The sequence below is a fragment of the Clostridium perfringens genome, assembly GCF_016027375.1.
GTDB classification, from domain to species: Bacteria; Bacillota; Clostridia; order Clostridiales; family Clostridiaceae; genus Sarcina; species Sarcina perfringens.
In genome coordinates this window covers 2,854,547-2,870,267 of sequence record NZ_CP065681.1, presented here as the reverse complement: position 1 = coordinate 2,870,267, position 15,721 = coordinate 2,854,547, and the positions used below count along the sequence as shown (strand labels likewise).

Sequence of the window (15,721 nt, the reverse complement as noted above, 5' to 3'; positions counted from 1 at the left end):
AAAACACATGATTCTTTAAGAGTTTTCTTAAAATCATGTGTTTTCTTTAAAATAATGTATTAGTCGTTAGATTTACCAACACCTGAAAGTATTATTCCAGGGTTATGATCTATAGCCCATGAAATACCCCAGTCATTTTGGAATATAAGTAGATTTCTATCTTTAAAATCTTTAACTTTCTTTGTATCAGAAGTTAAGTTTAGTGAATCTACATCTATATTATCATTTTCAATCCATCTAACATATCTAAATGGAAGTCTTTCCATTTTTATATCAACATTGTATTCATTTTTTAATCTATATTCTAAAACTTCAAATTGAAGAACACCAACAACACCAACTATGATTTCTTCCATACCGATGTGTAATTCTTTAAATACCTGAATAGCACCTTCTTGAGCTATTTGAGTAACACCTTTTATGAATTGTTTTCTTTTCATAGTATCTACAGGTTTAACTCTAGCAAAGTGCTCAGGAGCAAATGTAGGAATACCTTCAAATTTGAATTTCTTAGGATTTAAACATAAAGTATCTCCTATTGAGAATATACCTGGGTCAAATACCCCTATGATATCTCCAGCGTAAGCTTCTTCAACAACCTCTCTATCTTGAGCTAAGAATTGTTGAGGTTGAGCAAGTTTAACCTTCTTACCACCTTGAACGTGGAAAACATCTTTTCCTTTTTCAAATTTACCAGAACATATTCTCATGAAAGCAAGTCTATCTCTATGAGCTTTATTCATGTTAGCTTGTATTTTAAATACGAAAGCTGAGAATGGTTCAGTCATTGGATCTATTTCACCTATTGATGAATTTCTTGGAAGTGGAGAAGTAGTTAGTTTTAAGAAGTCATTTAAAAATGGCTCAACTCCAAAGTTTGTAAGAGCTGATCCAAAGAATACAGGAGTTAATTCTCCTTTTCTAACTTTCTCTAAATCAAATTCGTCACCAGCTATATCTAATAGTTCAACATCTTCCATTAACTTATTATGTAAATCTTCACCTAGAAGTTCTTTAAATTTAGGATCTTCTAAGTCACCAGTTATAGTTGAAACCTCGCTTTGTCCATGGTTTCCACCATCAAATAAGTGGATTGTGTTTGTAGCTCTATCATAAACACCTTTAAAGTGACTTCCACATCCTATTGGCCAATTCATTGGGTAAGATTTTATACCAAGTTCACTTTCAATATCTTCTAGAAGTTGGAATGGATCTCTAGTTTCTCTATCCATTTTGTTTACAAAAGTAAATATAGGAATTTCTCTTAATGAAGCAACTTGGAATAATTTTCTTGTTTGATCCTCAACCCCTTTAGCTCCATCTATAACCATAACAGCTGAGTCGGCAGCCATAAGTGTTCTATATGTATCCTCTGAGAAGTCTTGGTGACCAGGAGTATCTAGTATATTTATACAATATCCACCATAGTTAAATTGCATAACAGATGAAGTAACAGAGATACCTCTTTGCTTTTCTATTTCCATCCAGTCAGAAACTGCGTGTGTAGCAGCTTTTCTAGCCTTTACAGAACCAGCCATTCTAATAGCTCCTCCATAAAGTAAGAATTTTTCAGTAAGAGTAGTTTTACCAGCATCAGGGTGAGATATGATGGCAAAGGTTCTTCTTTTCTCTATTTCCTTAATTAAATCGCTCAATCTAATTTCCTCCTTAATTTTTTTATGTATATTAAAATATTAACTATTTTCCTTCATTAATATATATATAAATATGAAAGATTAAGAAAATAATTGTTTTATCTCTTAAATAGCCTAGACTATTATATCATAAAATAACTATCAAATTAATAAATACTTTTAAGTAAAAAAATAGGTCATATTCTTAATCTTTAATATGACCTATTTTATATATTTTATTTTGAATTTTTCTTTTTAAGTTCTCTCATAGTAGGTAGTGCGTCTTTATTATCTAATCCAACAATAGATAGTATTTGTTTAGCTCTATCTTTAGTTGAACCTTCTATAGTTGTGTATTTAACATTTTCACTATCTAAGAATTGCTTTAATGCATTATCAACTGCAGAGGCAGTTGATTCATCTTGCCATCTAACACCATCTTGAGTATAACCAAATTCTCTAGGAACAAAGAAGATATGATCATACTTTTGAAGATCTTTAAGAGCTAAATGGTAAAGATCTTTTAGTATTTCAATTTCTTTTTCAGATCTTTTTTTATCACCTAGCATAAATCTTCCATATATATATGGTACAAAAGTTGCATAATCTGTTAAAGCATAATCAAATTGATTTAATGATTCTTCTAAACGAAGTTGTCCTAAATAAATACCGTATTGTTCAGAAATAGTTTCTATCATACCTTTTTCTTTAAGATATTCTGTACTATATTCAGTTGCGGCTCCAACATCTAAGCCTCTGATTTTAAACTCAACATAAAGTTGTTGTATTAAAGTAGTTTTTCCACATCTTGGACCACCAAGTATTGCAATTCTAACTGGCATATTGACCCCCCATTAAATTATATATTTACAGTAAGTAAAATAGAGAAATAATTTGTTTTTAAGAATTAATTTATTATATACATTAAATCAAAATTTCTAAATAAATGACAAATTTCATTATATCAACATGATAGAAGTATTTCAATATTTTAAATTCCTTAAAATAATTAATAAAAACTTTATAATATATTAATGATACAAACAAATTATTACAATTTATTTGCAATAATTTGAAAAAAAGCAATGATATGATATAATCTTAAATGTATATGTCAAAAAATAATGAAATAGTATAATAATTTTGATATAATTACCTAGTATAAAATAAAGAAAAATTTAACATATATTTGTAAATAAAGTTTAAGAGGTGAATTAATGTATAAATTAGTAGCTATAGATATGGATGGAACTTTATTGAAAGAAGATAAAACTGTATCTGAAAAAACTAAGGAAGCAATAAAGAAAGCTAGAGAAAAAAATGTAAAAGTAGTTTTAGCAACAGGAAGACCAGTAGATGGAGTAAAAAGATATTTAGAAGAATTAGATTTATGTCATGATGATGAGTATGTTTTAACTTTTAATGGAGCTATAGTTAAGGAAGTTGGACCTGATAGAGTAATTTGTAGAGATACTTTAAAAGGTAGCGATTTAAAATATTTATATGAAATAAGCAAAAATGTTGGAGTTAATATACATGCTTTTTCTAATTTTGGCTGTGTAACTCCTAAGATGAATAAATATACAGAATTAGAAGGTAGAATAAACGGAATAGAAGTTTGTGAAGCTGATTATAATGACATAAAAGAAGATGAAGAAATAATAAAGATAATGATGATTGATGAACCAGAAGTTCTAGAAGAAGGAATTAAGAAGTTACCAGAAGAAGTATATGAAAAATATACTGTAGTAAGAAGTGCTCCTTATTTCTTAGAGTTTTTAAGTAAGACTTGTAATAAAGGAGAAGGGGTTAAATCTCTAGCTGAAAGCTTAGGTATAAAAAGAGAAGAAGTTATAGCAATTGGAGACGCTGGAAATGATCTTCATATGATAGAGTATGCAGGCCTTGGAGTTGCTATGGGAAATGCTTTTGAAGAAGTAAAAGAAAAAGCTGACTTTATTACAAAAAGTAATGAGGAAGATGGCGTAGCTTTTGTTTTTGAAAAATTTGTTTTATAGATTTTAATATAAAAATATGATTAAAGTTAAGGGGGATTTTATGCAAAACATAAATGATATTCCAATTAAATCAGAGTGTAGTAAGGAAAAAAGCTATCTATTTTATAATGTTGCAAAAAGATGTTTTGACTTAATATGTTCGTTAATTGCGTTAATATTATTTTCACCAATATTTTTGATTTTATATATATGGGTGAAGGTTGATTCTAAAGGACCAGCATTTTTTGGGCATAAAAGAATTGGTAAAGACAGAAAATATATAGATGTTTATAAATTTAGATCTATGGTTTCTAATGCAAAAGAGGTGTTTGATAATTTTACACCAGAGCAAAAAGCTGAATTTGAAAAGAATTTCAAGTTAGATGATGATCCAAGAATAACTAAATGTGGAGCTTTTTTAAGAAAGACAAGTTTAGATGAATTACCTCAATTAATAAATATTATTAAAGGAGATATGAGCATTGTTGGACCAAGACCAATAGTAGATAAAGAAGTTGAAAAGTATGGTGAATATGCAGACAAGCTTTTCAGTGTTACACCAGGATTAACTGGTTATTGGCAAGCAAATGGAAGAAGTGACACAACATATGAAGAAAGAGTACAAATGGATATGTACTATATAGATAATAGATCTTTATGGCTTGATATTAAAATAATATTTAAGACGGTTATATCAGTTATAAAAAAAGAAGGAGCTGTATAGATGAAGATATCTATAATTTGTCCATTGTATAATGCTGAAAATTATATAATGAGTTTACACAATAAAATATTAGAACAAGAAAAACCAGAGGGTACAGAAGTCGAAGTTTCATATGTTTTAACTAGATGTAAGGATAAAACAGAAGAAATGTTAAAAAATATGAATTTACAATATACACTTATAGAACCAAAGGATTTTTCACATTCAAAAACTAGGGAGATGATGGCTTTTAAGTCAACAGGAGATATTATAGTTTTTATATCACAAGATGTAATGATGAAGAATAACTTTTGGCTTAAAAATTTAGTACAACCTATTATAGATGGGGAGTGTGAAGCTTCATTTAGTAGACAACTTTGTACTAATAATACTATAGAAAAATATATAAGAGAAAAGAATTATCCTGAAGAATCAAGAGTGGTTTCTAAAAAGGATATTAATAAATATGGATTATTAACATTTTTCTATTCAGATGCATCATCAGCTGTTAAAACAAGTGTATATAAAGAGTTAAATGGATATGACAATAAAAGACTTTTAATAAATGAAGATATGTATTTTGCTGAAAAGCTTATACAAGCTGGATATAGAATAAAGTATTGCTCAGATTCTGAAGTTTATCATTCTCATGTATTTACTCTTAAATCATTGTATGAAAGATACTTTGATACTGGAGTTTTCTTTAGACAAAACTCACAGTTCCTAAATTATAAAGGGAATAAGAGTGGTAAAGATTTAGCTATTCATGTATTAAAAAGATCATTAGAAGATAAAAACTTTAAGGTTACATTAAATATATTACCTAATTTTGGAGCGAGATTTATTGGAAGTTTCTTAGGAAAGAAATATGAAAGTTTACCTAGAAGTTTTGTTATGGCTTCTTCAATGAGTAAAAAGGTATATAGTCAAATTTAGGATTAAGGTAGAAGGTGAGAAGATGAAAGGAATTATATTAGCTGGTGGAAGTGGGACAAGATTATATCCAGTAACAAAGGCAATGTCAAAGCAAATGGTACCAATATATGATAAGCCGATGATATATTACCCAATGTCAGTATTAATGTTAGCTGGAATAAGAGAGGTATTAATAATATCAACAGAAAGAGATTTACCTAATTTTAAAGAGTTATTTAAAGATGGAAGTGAATTAGGTTTAAATATAGAATACAAAGTTCAAGAAGCACCAAATGGACTTGCAGAAGCATTTATAATTGGAGAAGAATTCATAGGAGATGACAATGTAGCTATGATTCTAGGAGACAATATATTCTATGGACAAAACTTCTCAAGTAATTTAAAGGAAGCCGCTGCTTTAGAAAAGGGTGCTATGGTATTTGGATATTATGTTCAAGATCCTAAGGCCTTTGGAGTAGTAGAATTTGATGAGAATGGAAAGGTAATTTCTTTAGAAGAAAAGCCAGAACATCCAAAATCAAAGTATGCAGTTCCAGGACTTTATTTCTATGACAATACAGTAATAGAAAAGGCAAAAGGATTAAAGCCATCTGCAAGAGGAGAACTAGAAATAACTGATTTAAATAGATTATATATGGAAGAAGGAACTTTAAAAGTTAATTTATTTGGTAGAGGAATGGCTTGGTTAGATACAGGAACTCATGCTTCAATGTTACAAGCATCTAACTTTGTTGAAGCTGTTCAAAATACTCAAGGTACATATATAGCTTGTTTAGAAGAGATTGCTTATAGAAAAGGATGGATTTCTTCAGAGAAGGTATTAAACTTAGCTAAACCATTAATGAAAACTGGTTATGGTAAGTATTTAGTTGATATAGTTGAAGAGTTAGAACAAAAAAAATAATAGAGAGATATTAGACGATTATATAAATTTACATAATATAACAAATTCTTATATTATGTAAATTTTTTTGAACTTTATATACAATTTATTGAAAGTGGTGAAAAGATGAGTAACTTTAAATTTATAGAAACAAAAATAAAAGATTTATATATTATAGAACCAAAAGTTTTTGGAGATGAAAGAGGATATTTCATGGAAACATATAGTCAAAAAGCTTTTGAAGAAGCTGGACTTACTATGAAATTTGTTCAAGATAATGAATCAAAATCTAAAAAAGGTGTTTTAAGAGGATTACATTTCCAAACTAAACATACTCAAGGAAAGCTTGTTAGAGTAACTCAAGGAGAGGTTTGGGATGTAGCTGTAGATTTAAGAAAAGGATCACCTACATTTGGACAATGGGAAGGTGTTCATTTAAGTGCAGAAAATAAAAGACAATTCTACGTTCCAGAAGGATTTGCTCATGGATTTGTAGTTTTATCTGATGAAGCTGTATTTAACTATAAATGTACAGATTTTTATGCTCCAGAATATGACAGTGGACTTCTTTGGAATGATAAATATGTTAATGTAGAATGGCCTTTAGAAGGAATAGAAGAAATAATCTTATCAGAAAAAGATAAGAAACAAAAAACTTTAAAAGAATTAGATATTCCTTTTATATATGAAGGTTAATAGGAGGAAGTCTATGAAAATATTAATAACAGGTTCAAATGGACAATTAGGAAATGAACTTCAATCAATAATAAAAAGTGGAAAAGCAGAAATAGGTTCAGTTAGTGAAAATATAAAAAACTCAGAAGTTATTGCTTTAGATGTTGATAAATTAGATATAACTAGCTTAGAAAATGTTAAAAATGTACTTAATGAAGAAAAACCAGATGTAGTAATAAACTGTGCAGCGGCAACAAATGTTGACGGATGTGAAAGTAATGAAGATTTTGCATTTAAAGTTAATTCTTTAGGAGCAAGAAATTTAGCTATGGTTTGTGAAGAAATTGGAGCTAAATTAGTTCAAGTTTCAACAGATTATGTATTTAGTGGTTTTGGTGAAAAACCATTAACTGAGTTTGATTTAACTGCACCTTATAGTGTTTATGGAAAAACAAAACTTTTAGGTGAAAATTATGTTAAAGAGTTTTGTTCAAAATATTATATAGTTAGAACCGCTTGGTTATATGGATATGTGGGACATAACTTTGTTTACACAATGATGAGACTTGGAAAAGAAAAAGAATCATTAAATGTAGTTAATGATCAAAAAGGAAATCCAACTCACGCAAATGATTTAGCATATCATATATTAAAGCTTATAGAAACAGAAGAATACGGAATATACCATTGTACAGGAAAAGGGGAATGTACTTGGTATGATTTTGCTAAAGAAATAATGGAGTTAGCTGGCAATAAGTGCATTGTTAACCCATGTACTTCAGAAGAATATAAAACACCAGCTAAAAGACCAGAATATTCATCATTAGATAATATGATGCTTAGATGTACAATTGGTGATGAAATGAGAGATTGGAAGGAAGCTTTAAAAAGCTTTTTTGAAAATCAACAAAATCAATAAAAGTTATTAAAGTTAGGAGAGAATTAAATGAAAACTTACTTAGTTACAGGTGGAGCAGGATTTATAGGATCTAACTTTGTATTATATATGTTAAAGAAATACAAAGATATAAAAATAATAAACTTAGATAAATTAACTTATGCAGGAAATTTAGAAAACTTAAAATCAATAGAAAATGATGAAAGACATATATTCGTTCAAGGAGATATATGTGATAAAGAATTAGTTTCAAGTTTATTTGAAAAATATGAGATAGACTATGTAGCTCACTTTGCAGCAGAATCACATGTTGATAGAAGTATAAGAGAGCCAGAAGTATTTGCTAAAACTAATGTATTAGGAACAGTAAATTTACTTAACTGTGCTAAAAATGCATGGGAAACAGAAGAAGGATGGAAAGAAGGAGTTAAATTCCTGCATGTTTCAACAGATGAAGTTTATGGTTCATTAGGAGAAACAGGATATTTCATGGAAACAACACCATTAGATCCACATAGTCCATATTCATCAAGCAAAGCAAGTTCAGATTTAATGGTTAAGGCTTATGCAGATACATATAAAATGCCAGTAAACATAACAAGATGTTCAAATAACTATGGACCATTCCAATTCCCAGAAAAACTTATACCACTTCTAATAAATAACTGTTTAAATCATAAGGATTTACCAGTTTACGGAGATGGAATGAATATAAGAGACTGGTTATTCGTTGAAGACCATGCAAAAGCAATCGATATGGTAATAAACGGGGGAAGACTTGGAGAAGTTTACAATGTTGGTGGACATAATGAAAGAACTAACATACAAATAGTAAAAACAGTTATAGAATACTTACATGATAATGTAGATGAAGAAATAACTGAAAACTTAATAAAGTATGTTGAAGATAGAAAAGGTCATGATAGAAGATACGGAATAGATCCAACAAAGATAAAAGAAGAGTTAGGATGGTATCCAGAAACAACTTTTGAAGTTGGAATAAAGAAAACAATAAAATGGTACTTAGATAATAAAGAATGGATGGAAAATGTAACATCAGGAGATTATCAAAAATATTATGAGAAGATGTATAGATAATAAATTGAATATAGGAGATAATATATGAATTTAAGAAATAAATCAAACACAAAGTATGAACTTTTTATATATTTTGTGCTATTCTCAATATTTATTAGAGACTTTAAAATATATATACCTCTATTTGTACTAAATATATTATATGTTATATATCTTATTTTTAAAAAAGAGATACATATAAATTTAAAAAAATGGAATATTACTTTAGCTTTATTTATAATATGGACAGTTATAAATACTATAATAGCAAGTTTTATTTTTAAACATCCTGTATATTATTCAAATGTTATAAAACTTTTGCTTAATATGAGTTTTCTATTATCAACATATTTTGTTGTAGATGGAACAAATATGAAGTTCCATAAGAAAACTTTAGTTAGATTTTTAGAGTTTATAATATTGATTAATTTTATACAAATTATATATATTTATTTTGATGGCAAGTTATTTAATGATTTTTTTAGTGGCGCACTAACAGAAAGTTCTGATGCAGCTTATACAATCAGTAGTTATCATAATATAATTGGAGCAGAAAATAAGAATATTTGGGCTACTAAGTTTGCATTAATATATATGATATACCTTTACATATGTGCCTTCGATAATTTTAATATAAATTTAATTGAAAAAATAAGTTTTATAATTTTAGGGATAGTAACAGTTGTACTTTTATTAAGCAGAACTGCTCAAGTAGCTATAATAATACCGATAGTATTTTTAGCTTTTTATAGTATGAGAAATTTAAATTATAAATATAGAATAGGTATATATGCAGTAAGTGGAATTTTATTCTTGGGAGCACTGTTTGTCTTTTTTGATAAATTTTTCCACTTAGAGTTTAATATGACAGATGGTGGCTTTACAAGATTATATATATGGAAAGAATTTATTATAAGCGTTTTTGATACTCATTTTATAGTAGGTAATGGTATAGGATATAGTGCTTATTTCATTCAGGATATATTAGGAAGGTTTGAATCAAATCTTCATAACGTATTTCTTAATATATTTTTTGAACTTGGAATAATAGGAATTGTTCTTTATATTACCTTTATAATTCAATTTTTTAAAGATTTTATTACAAGAAAAAATATATTGAAAAATTTATTTATGATAATATTTCCTATGTTAGCCATAGTTTGTTTACAATACTTAGGATATGATAATGATTTAGTAGTAACTTTAACACTATTAATTATAATAAATATGATTATGAAGAAAGATGAGCAAAGAATATGATTAGAAAATTTTCATTGATAATGGCTACCTATGGGAGAAAAGATGAAGTAGGGTGTTTTCTTGAAAGTCTAATGAATTCAAATTATCCAATGGATAAAGTTGAAGTAATCATTGTTGATCAAAATAAAGAAATAGACTTAGAGCCCATAATTAGTAAATATAAAGAAAAAATAAAAGTGGTTCACATAAAATCTAATGAAAGAGGATTAGCTTTAAATAGAAATAAGGGGTTAGAGATAGCAACTGGAGATATAATAGCTTTTCCAGATGATGATTGTGAATATCTAGTAGATACCCTTAATATAGTTAATAATTACTTTGAAAATGAACATTGTGACTTATTAATGGGAAGAATTGTTGAGCGTAATGGTGAAGATTCACTTAGGGAGTGGCCTAAAGAGAAGATAGAAATAAATAAAAATAACTTTTATACAAAGTGTTCTTCAGTAACTATGTTTTTAGATAGTAAAAAATGCTTTGTAAAATTTAATGATCAATTAGGAGCAGGTAAATATTTTGGAGCTTGTGAAGATGCAGATTTGATATATAAAAACTGTAAAAAGGGTCTAAAAATAATATATAATCCAGAACTTCAAATATATCATCCACATTATGATTCAAATAGCAATATGGATGATAAGAAAATATATAGTTATGGTTTAGGATTTGGTGCAATGGTAAAATCAAATTTTGATTTTTCTATGCTAATATTATTTATTAAGGCTGAGGGATATCATTTCTTAAAATCATTAATATATTTAATAACATTTAAGACAACTAAGTCAAAAAGAAGTTGGCTTGCTTTTAAAAGTAGAATAAAAGGATTTTTTGAATATAAAAATTAACCATAAAGCATAAAAGAATTTTGAAATATAAAATTCTTTTATGCATTTATAATATAATTTGCTTATGAAATAAGAGATTTTTAGGAGATAGTTATGAGTAAAGTGAAAAGAAAATTAAAGAACATAGTAAGAAATATTATGTTGAGTGAAACTTTTGCAAATACAAATTTAGTAAAAAATATGAGGAAAAATCATAAAGAGAAATTAGAAGAAGGAAGAAGAGTTTTATTTAAAGAGCATGCTAAAGATTGTTTAGAAACTATAAAGGAAAATTTAGATAAGAATAATCTTCATTTTTGGCTTGATTATGGAACTTTGCTTGGAGCTATGAGAGAAAAGGATTTTATAGCACACGATTTAGATATAGATTTAGGAATGTTTTACGAAAATCAAGTTGAAGAAGTAGAAAAAGCTTTTAAAGAAGCTAATATAAAAAAAGTTCGTGAATTTACTTTAGATGGTAAGGTAGTAGAGCAAACATATAGCTATAAAGGGTTATACTTTGATATATTTTACTATTTTAAAGATGAAAATCTTATGTGGACATATGGATTTACTTTTAAAAATAATAAACTAAATAAAGTTAGTTATAAAGATAAGGATGTATCAACTGGCTTTGAAGGAATGAAGTATTTTGTTAAGAAGAGAGGCCTTGAAAAAATCATGTTTAAAGGAAAAGAATATACAGTTCCTGAAAATCCAGATGGTTATTTAAGAGAAAATTATGGACCAAATTATATGACACCTATAAAGGAATGGGATTATGTAGAAGCACCAACAAATCAAGAAAAGTTAAAGGGTGGAGACATAGTAATGATAGAATATTATAATTAGGAGGAACTATGAGTAAATCAATATCGAAAAATATAATATTTAAATTCTTATTAAATATTTTTAATGTAGTAGTTCCAATAATTATAGGTCCTTATGTATTAAGAGTTTTAGGACCAGACTTAATGGGAACAATAAACTTCTCCCAAACAATATATGGATACTTTTTCATATTTGCAGGTTTTGGAGTATATCAATATGGTTTAAGAGAAATAAGTAGAGTTAGAGACGATAAAAAAAAGCTCTCACAGGTATATACCAGTCTATTTACTCTAACCTTTATAACAAATATACTTACAACAATTGGGTATGTATTATTTGTTCAGTTTAACTATTCTGGAACAGAAATATATGTTGCTTGTATGATATTAACTTTTAATTTATTAGCTAATATCTTTTATACTGAATGGGTAAATGAAGGATTAGAAAACTATGACTTCATAACAATAAAAACTATTATAATTAGAATTGTTTATGTAGTATTTTTATTTATACTTGTTAGAAGTGCAAATGACTTAAAAGAATATATGATTCTTTTAGTTTTATCAACATTTTTAAATAATATTGTAAGTTTTATATACATAAGAAAAAGAATACCTTTTGATTTTTCTGACTTAAAATTATTAAGGCATATAAAACCTATGTTTTTAGTTGTTATATTATCAAATGCCAATGTATTATACACTCAACTTGATAGATATTTTATAGGAGAGTATATAAATATGGATTCTGTTGCTTATTATACAACAGCGCAAAATATAAGTAACATAATAAATACCTTGTTGCTTACAGTTATTTATGCAACTATTCCAAGAATGTCAAATTATATAGCAAATGAAAATCATGATGAATATAAAGGTTTATTAGATAAAATTTCTAAAATGTATTTTATAGTTCTTTTCCCAGCTGCTATAGGTATGTTGGTTTTAGCTAAAGAGGTAATTCTTATATATGGTGGTAGTAAGTATTTAGATGCTATACCAATGCTTAAGGTTTTTGCTATATATATAATTACTTTAGGATTTGAGACCATATTAAGTAATCAGGTTATGTATATAAGAGGAAAAGAGAAAGAACAAGTAAAGATAACATTTATAGGGGGAGCAGTAAACCTAATATTAAATGTAACATTATTATGGACAGGTTATTTCAATGGAACAAATGCAGTAATAACAACAATGCTAGCTAATATAGTCGTTATTATATTAGAATACTTATATATAAAATTTGTTATGAACTTAGATTTTAACATTTTTAGCCTAGATAAGATGAAGTATCTAGCAATATCATTATTATTTATACCTATAACTTATTTTATAGGAAAATTTATAAGTGGAGTTATACTATTTACTTTAGCAGTAATGATTATAAACCCATTAGTTTATTTCTTGATTTTACTAGTTATTAAAGATGATTGTTTATTAGAAATAATAAATAAATTTACTAAAAAATTAAAAAGATAAAAAATAAAAGGGGGAGTTTCATTGATTAAAAAGTTTATTCTTGCTACAGTTATTACTTTAAGTGTAACTTCAATTAATGTTCTAGCTTCAGAGAATGTAAATGATAAGTCTGATGAAAATAAGTCTTCTACTTTAGTTGGAGAAACTTATGAAATTGTAAAAGAGCCAAATATGTTTTTTTCAATTCCAGGTGATAATGTAGAAAGCTATAAAGATGAAAATGGAATTGAGAGAGAAGAATTTAAAAAGGATAAAGAAGGTCAAGAATCTATAAACAGACTTGTTACAAAGACTAAGAGTAAGTATGAGATAGCATTAGCTCATGAAAATGGGAAATATACATTTTTAGATTCTGCAAACACAAAGGAAGAAGCAGAGAAAAAGGTTGAAAATGCAAGTGAAAAATATAATACTTTTGCAGCAATGCCTGTTGTTTTAAATGATAGTGGACAAGTAGCTTATTCAGAAAAATCAATGGGAAGATTAGTTAAATATAAAAATGGAAGTCCAGCTGGATATGGAGAAATAACTAATATATATGCTAATCCTAATTTAACAAATGACTTTACATATATTAATCATGGTTATGTAGATGATGTTCCAATAATTGAGGATAGAGGAAATGTTGCAAAAATAGAAGTTGGAGGATATGAAGGTTGGGTAAATAAAGATACTAGTTCTGGAAATTATGATTTAGTCATAGTACCATTAAACCAAGTAAAAAATCCAAGTTATTATATAGTTAGAGATGGAGAGTTAATCCATTATATAAGTAGTGATCTTACCAATTATTCTGAAGGTGGATATGAGGTTGTTATAGGACCAGCACCTAATTTCTTAAGTGAAAATGTAAAATATTATAGTTATGATAACAAATATTTTTATAAAGATTTAAGTACATTAATAGGTGATTTACAAAATGATAATCATAATAATTCCGTAAATGCAAATAATCCTTTTTATCCATATTATATGCATTTACCATTTAGAAGTAAAACAACATTTACTGCTGAAGAATTAAATAATTTTATTGCTAAAAAGACAAAATCATATAGCAAATTAAGAGGAACTGGACAAGCTTTTATAGATGCACAAAATAAATATGGAGCAAATGCTCTTTTACTTTTAGGACTAGCGGCTAATGAATCAGCTTGGGGAACATCTCAAATAGCTCAACAAAAAAATAATTTATTTGGAATAAATGCTATTGATTCAAGTCCAGGAGCATCAGCAAATTCATTTGAAACTGTTGAAGGCTGTATAAATGATTTTGCAAAATATTATATTTCTAGAGGATATTCAGATCCAGAAGATTGGAGATATTTTGGAGGATACCTTGGAAATAAGGGTAGTGGAGCTAATGTTAAATATGCTTCAGATCCATTCTGGGGAGAAAAAGCAGGACAAAATGCTTATATAGCTGATTACTGGACAAGTGGAAAAGGAATAGCAGGTTTAAAAGATTATAATTACTATCAGTTAGGCATTTATACAGGGGCTAGTAGTGTTACAAATAAAGATAATGAAAAATTATATGATGTAGGTAGCTTATATACTGAAAGAGTAGAAAAAATAGGAGCTACAACAATTTTAACTAGCAAAGAAAAGATTAATCACAATGGAAAAGAATGTTATGAAATAAATCCAGTTAGAACAACTCCTGTAATATCAAATGGATCACCAGTAGCATTCCCAGGTCCATACGATTGGAATGATAAAGGCTTTGTAGATGCATCAAAAGTTAAGCTTATAAATGAAGGTAAGTATTCTGAAAATGTTATGGGAAAATGGGAATTAAATAATGGCATATGGTACTATTATATAGACGGAAAATATGTTACTGGGTGGAATAATATAGATAATAACAAGTATTATTTTGATCAATCAGGTAAGATGCAAACAGGTTGGCTATGTATAGATAATATATGGTATCATTTTAGAGATAATGGAACAATAGACATAGGTTGGAGAGAAATAGATGGATATTGGTATTATTTTAATAATGATGGAGAAATGCAAAAGGGTTGGCAGACAATAGGTAAATATAAGTATTATTTCAATGATAATGGAGTAATGAATATTGGCTGGAGAAAAATAGATAATATTTGGTACTATTTTAATATAAATGGAGAAATGCAAACAGGATGGTTATTTGAAAATAATATATGGTATCATTTTGAAACTACAGGTTCAATGACTGTAGGATGGAAAAAAATAAATAATGATTGGTACTATTTTAATTCAAATGGAGAAATGCAAACAGGATGGCAAAATATTGGTACTCCAAAATATCATTTTAGAGATAATGGTGTAATGGACATTGGATGGAGAGAAATAGATGGACAATGGCATTATTTTAATGAGAATGGAGAAATGCAAACAGGTTGGCAATATATAAATGGAAATAGTTATTATTTCGATGAAAAAGGAATATGGAAACAGTAATAAAAAGACTGATTAAATTCAGTCTTTTTATTATAGAATAAATTTCTAATATTGATAAATATAACGTAATAAGG

14 protein-coding genes are annotated in these 15,721 nt (G+C 27.5%); 12 read left to right on the top strand and 2 right to left on the bottom strand.

Annotated features, from left to right (window positions below; all coding sequences use genetic code 11):
• Window positions 1-59: 59 nt before the first annotated feature.
• Together I6G60_RS13415 and I6G60_RS13410 are read right to left on the bottom strand one after the other, a co-directional pair.
• The gene (locus I6G60_RS13415) at window positions 60-1,655 is read right to left on the bottom strand and encodes a peptide chain release factor 3 (RefSeq protein ID WP_003448736.1); all 1,596 of its coding nucleotides are present in this window, start codon (window positions 1,653-1,655) and stop codon (window positions 60-62) included.
• 215 nt (window positions 1,656-1,870) lie between these two features.
• A complete protein-coding gene (locus I6G60_RS13410; RefSeq protein ID WP_003448743.1) occupies window positions 1,871-2,476 on the bottom strand; it encodes an AAA family ATPase in 606 nt (201 codons plus the stop codon).
• 375 nt (window positions 2,477-2,851) lie between these two features.
• Between I6G60_RS13410 and yidA the strand changes: the two genes are divergently transcribed.
• The 12 genes from yidA (at window position 2,852) to I6G60_RS13350 (ending at window position 15,647) form a co-directional block, all read left to right on the top strand.
• Complete coding sequence (gene yidA, locus I6G60_RS13405) at window positions 2,852-3,652, top strand: sugar-phosphatase (protein ID WP_003460506.1); 801 nt, start codon at window positions 2,852-2,854, stop codon at window positions 3,650-3,652.
• Between the two features lie 40 nt (window positions 3,653-3,692).
• Entirely contained in the window at window positions 3,693-4,355 is a 663-nt protein-coding gene (locus I6G60_RS13400) for a sugar transferase (protein ID WP_003476898.1), read from the top strand.
• A complete protein-coding gene (locus tag I6G60_RS13395) occupies window positions 4,356-5,270 on the top strand; it encodes a glycosyltransferase (protein WP_003460502.1) in 915 nt (304 codons plus the stop codon).
• Window positions 5,271-5,292: 22 nt separating this feature from the next.
• A complete protein-coding gene (rfbA, locus tag I6G60_RS13390) occupies window positions 5,293-6,174 on the top strand; it encodes a glucose-1-phosphate thymidylyltransferase RfbA (protein ID WP_011009932.1) in 882 nt (293 codons plus the stop codon).
• 105 nt (window positions 6,175-6,279) lie between these two features.
• Window positions 6,280-6,849, top strand: coding sequence for a dTDP-4-dehydrorhamnose 3,5-epimerase (rfbC, locus tag I6G60_RS13385; protein ID WP_003460494.1), 570 nt, complete (start codon window positions 6,280-6,282; stop codon window positions 6,847-6,849).
• A gap of 13 nt (window positions 6,850-6,862) precedes the next feature.
• A complete protein-coding gene (gene rfbD, locus I6G60_RS13380; protein ID WP_011009934.1) occupies window positions 6,863-7,747 on the top strand; it encodes a dTDP-4-dehydrorhamnose reductase in 885 nt (294 codons plus the stop codon).
• Window positions 7,748-7,774: 27 nt separating this feature from the next.
• Window positions 7,775-8,824, top strand: a complete 1,050-nt coding sequence (gene rfbB, locus I6G60_RS13375) for a dTDP-glucose 4,6-dehydratase (protein WP_003460529.1) — start codon at window positions 7,775-7,777, stop codon at window positions 8,822-8,824.
• Window positions 8,825-8,848: 24 nt separating this feature from the next.
• Window positions 8,849-10,063: an O-antigen ligase family protein gene (locus tag I6G60_RS13370; RefSeq protein ID WP_003448723.1), complete on the top strand. Its 1,215-nt coding sequence runs from the start codon at window positions 8,849-8,851 to the stop codon at window positions 10,061-10,063.
• Entirely contained in the window at window positions 10,060-10,908 is an 849-nt protein-coding gene (locus I6G60_RS13365; RefSeq protein ID WP_003460503.1) for a glycosyltransferase, read from the top strand. The genes I6G60_RS13370 and I6G60_RS13365 overlap by 4 nt, the downstream gene beginning before the upstream one ends.
• Window positions 10,909-11,001: 93 nt before the next feature.
• Window positions 11,002-11,742: a LicD family protein gene (locus I6G60_RS13360; RefSeq protein ID WP_003448712.1), complete on the top strand. Its 741-nt coding sequence runs from the start codon at window positions 11,002-11,004 to the stop codon at window positions 11,740-11,742.
• Between the two features lie 8 nt (window positions 11,743-11,750).
• Entirely contained in the window at window positions 11,751-13,202 is a 1,452-nt protein-coding gene (locus I6G60_RS13355) for a flippase (RefSeq protein ID WP_011590273.1), read from the top strand.
• Between the two features lie 21 nt (window positions 13,203-13,223).
• Window positions 13,224-15,647, top strand: a complete 2,424-nt coding sequence (locus tag I6G60_RS13350) for a glucosaminidase domain-containing protein (protein ID WP_003460505.1) — start codon at window positions 13,224-13,226, stop codon at window positions 15,645-15,647.
• Window positions 15,648-15,721: the final 74 nt, after the last annotated feature.

Excerpts from the sequence above, each read along its gene's own strand:
- I6G60_RS13395 (WP_003460502.1), top strand. The coding sequence starts at position 4,356 with ATGAAGATATCTATAATTTGTCCATTGTATAATGCTGAAAATTATATA.
- I6G60_RS13400 (WP_003476898.1), top strand. The coding sequence starts at position 3,693 with ATGCAAAACATAAATGATATTCCAATTAAATCAGAGTGTAGTAAGGAA.
- I6G60_RS13365 (WP_003460503.1), top strand. The coding sequence starts at position 10,060 with ATGATTAGAAAATTTTCATTGATAATGGCTACCTATGGGAGAAAAGAT.
- rfbC (WP_003460494.1), top strand. The coding sequence starts at position 6,280 with ATGAGTAACTTTAAATTTATAGAAACAAAAATAAAAGATTTATATATT.
- rfbA (WP_011009932.1), top strand. The coding sequence starts at position 5,293 with ATGAAAGGAATTATATTAGCTGGTGGAAGTGGGACAAGATTATATCCA.
- I6G60_RS13370 (WP_003448723.1), top strand. The coding sequence starts at position 8,849 with ATGAATTTAAGAAATAAATCAAACACAAAGTATGAACTTTTTATATAT.
- I6G60_RS13355 (WP_011590273.1), top strand. The coding sequence starts at position 11,751 with ATGAGTAAATCAATATCGAAAAATATAATATTTAAATTCTTATTAAAT.
- rfbD (WP_011009934.1), top strand. The coding sequence starts at position 6,863 with ATGAAAATATTAATAACAGGTTCAAATGGACAATTAGGAAATGAACTT.
- I6G60_RS13410 (WP_003448743.1), bottom strand. The coding sequence starts at position 2,476 with ATGCCAGTTAGAATTGCAATACTTGGTGGTCCAAGATGTGGAAAAACT.
- I6G60_RS13360 (WP_003448712.1), top strand. The coding sequence starts at position 11,002 with ATGAGTAAAGTGAAAAGAAAATTAAAGAACATAGTAAGAAATATTATG.
- yidA (WP_003460506.1), top strand. The coding sequence starts at position 2,852 with ATGTATAAATTAGTAGCTATAGATATGGATGGAACTTTATTGAAAGAA.
- rfbB (WP_003460529.1), top strand. The coding sequence starts at position 7,775 with ATGAAAACTTACTTAGTTACAGGTGGAGCAGGATTTATAGGATCTAAC.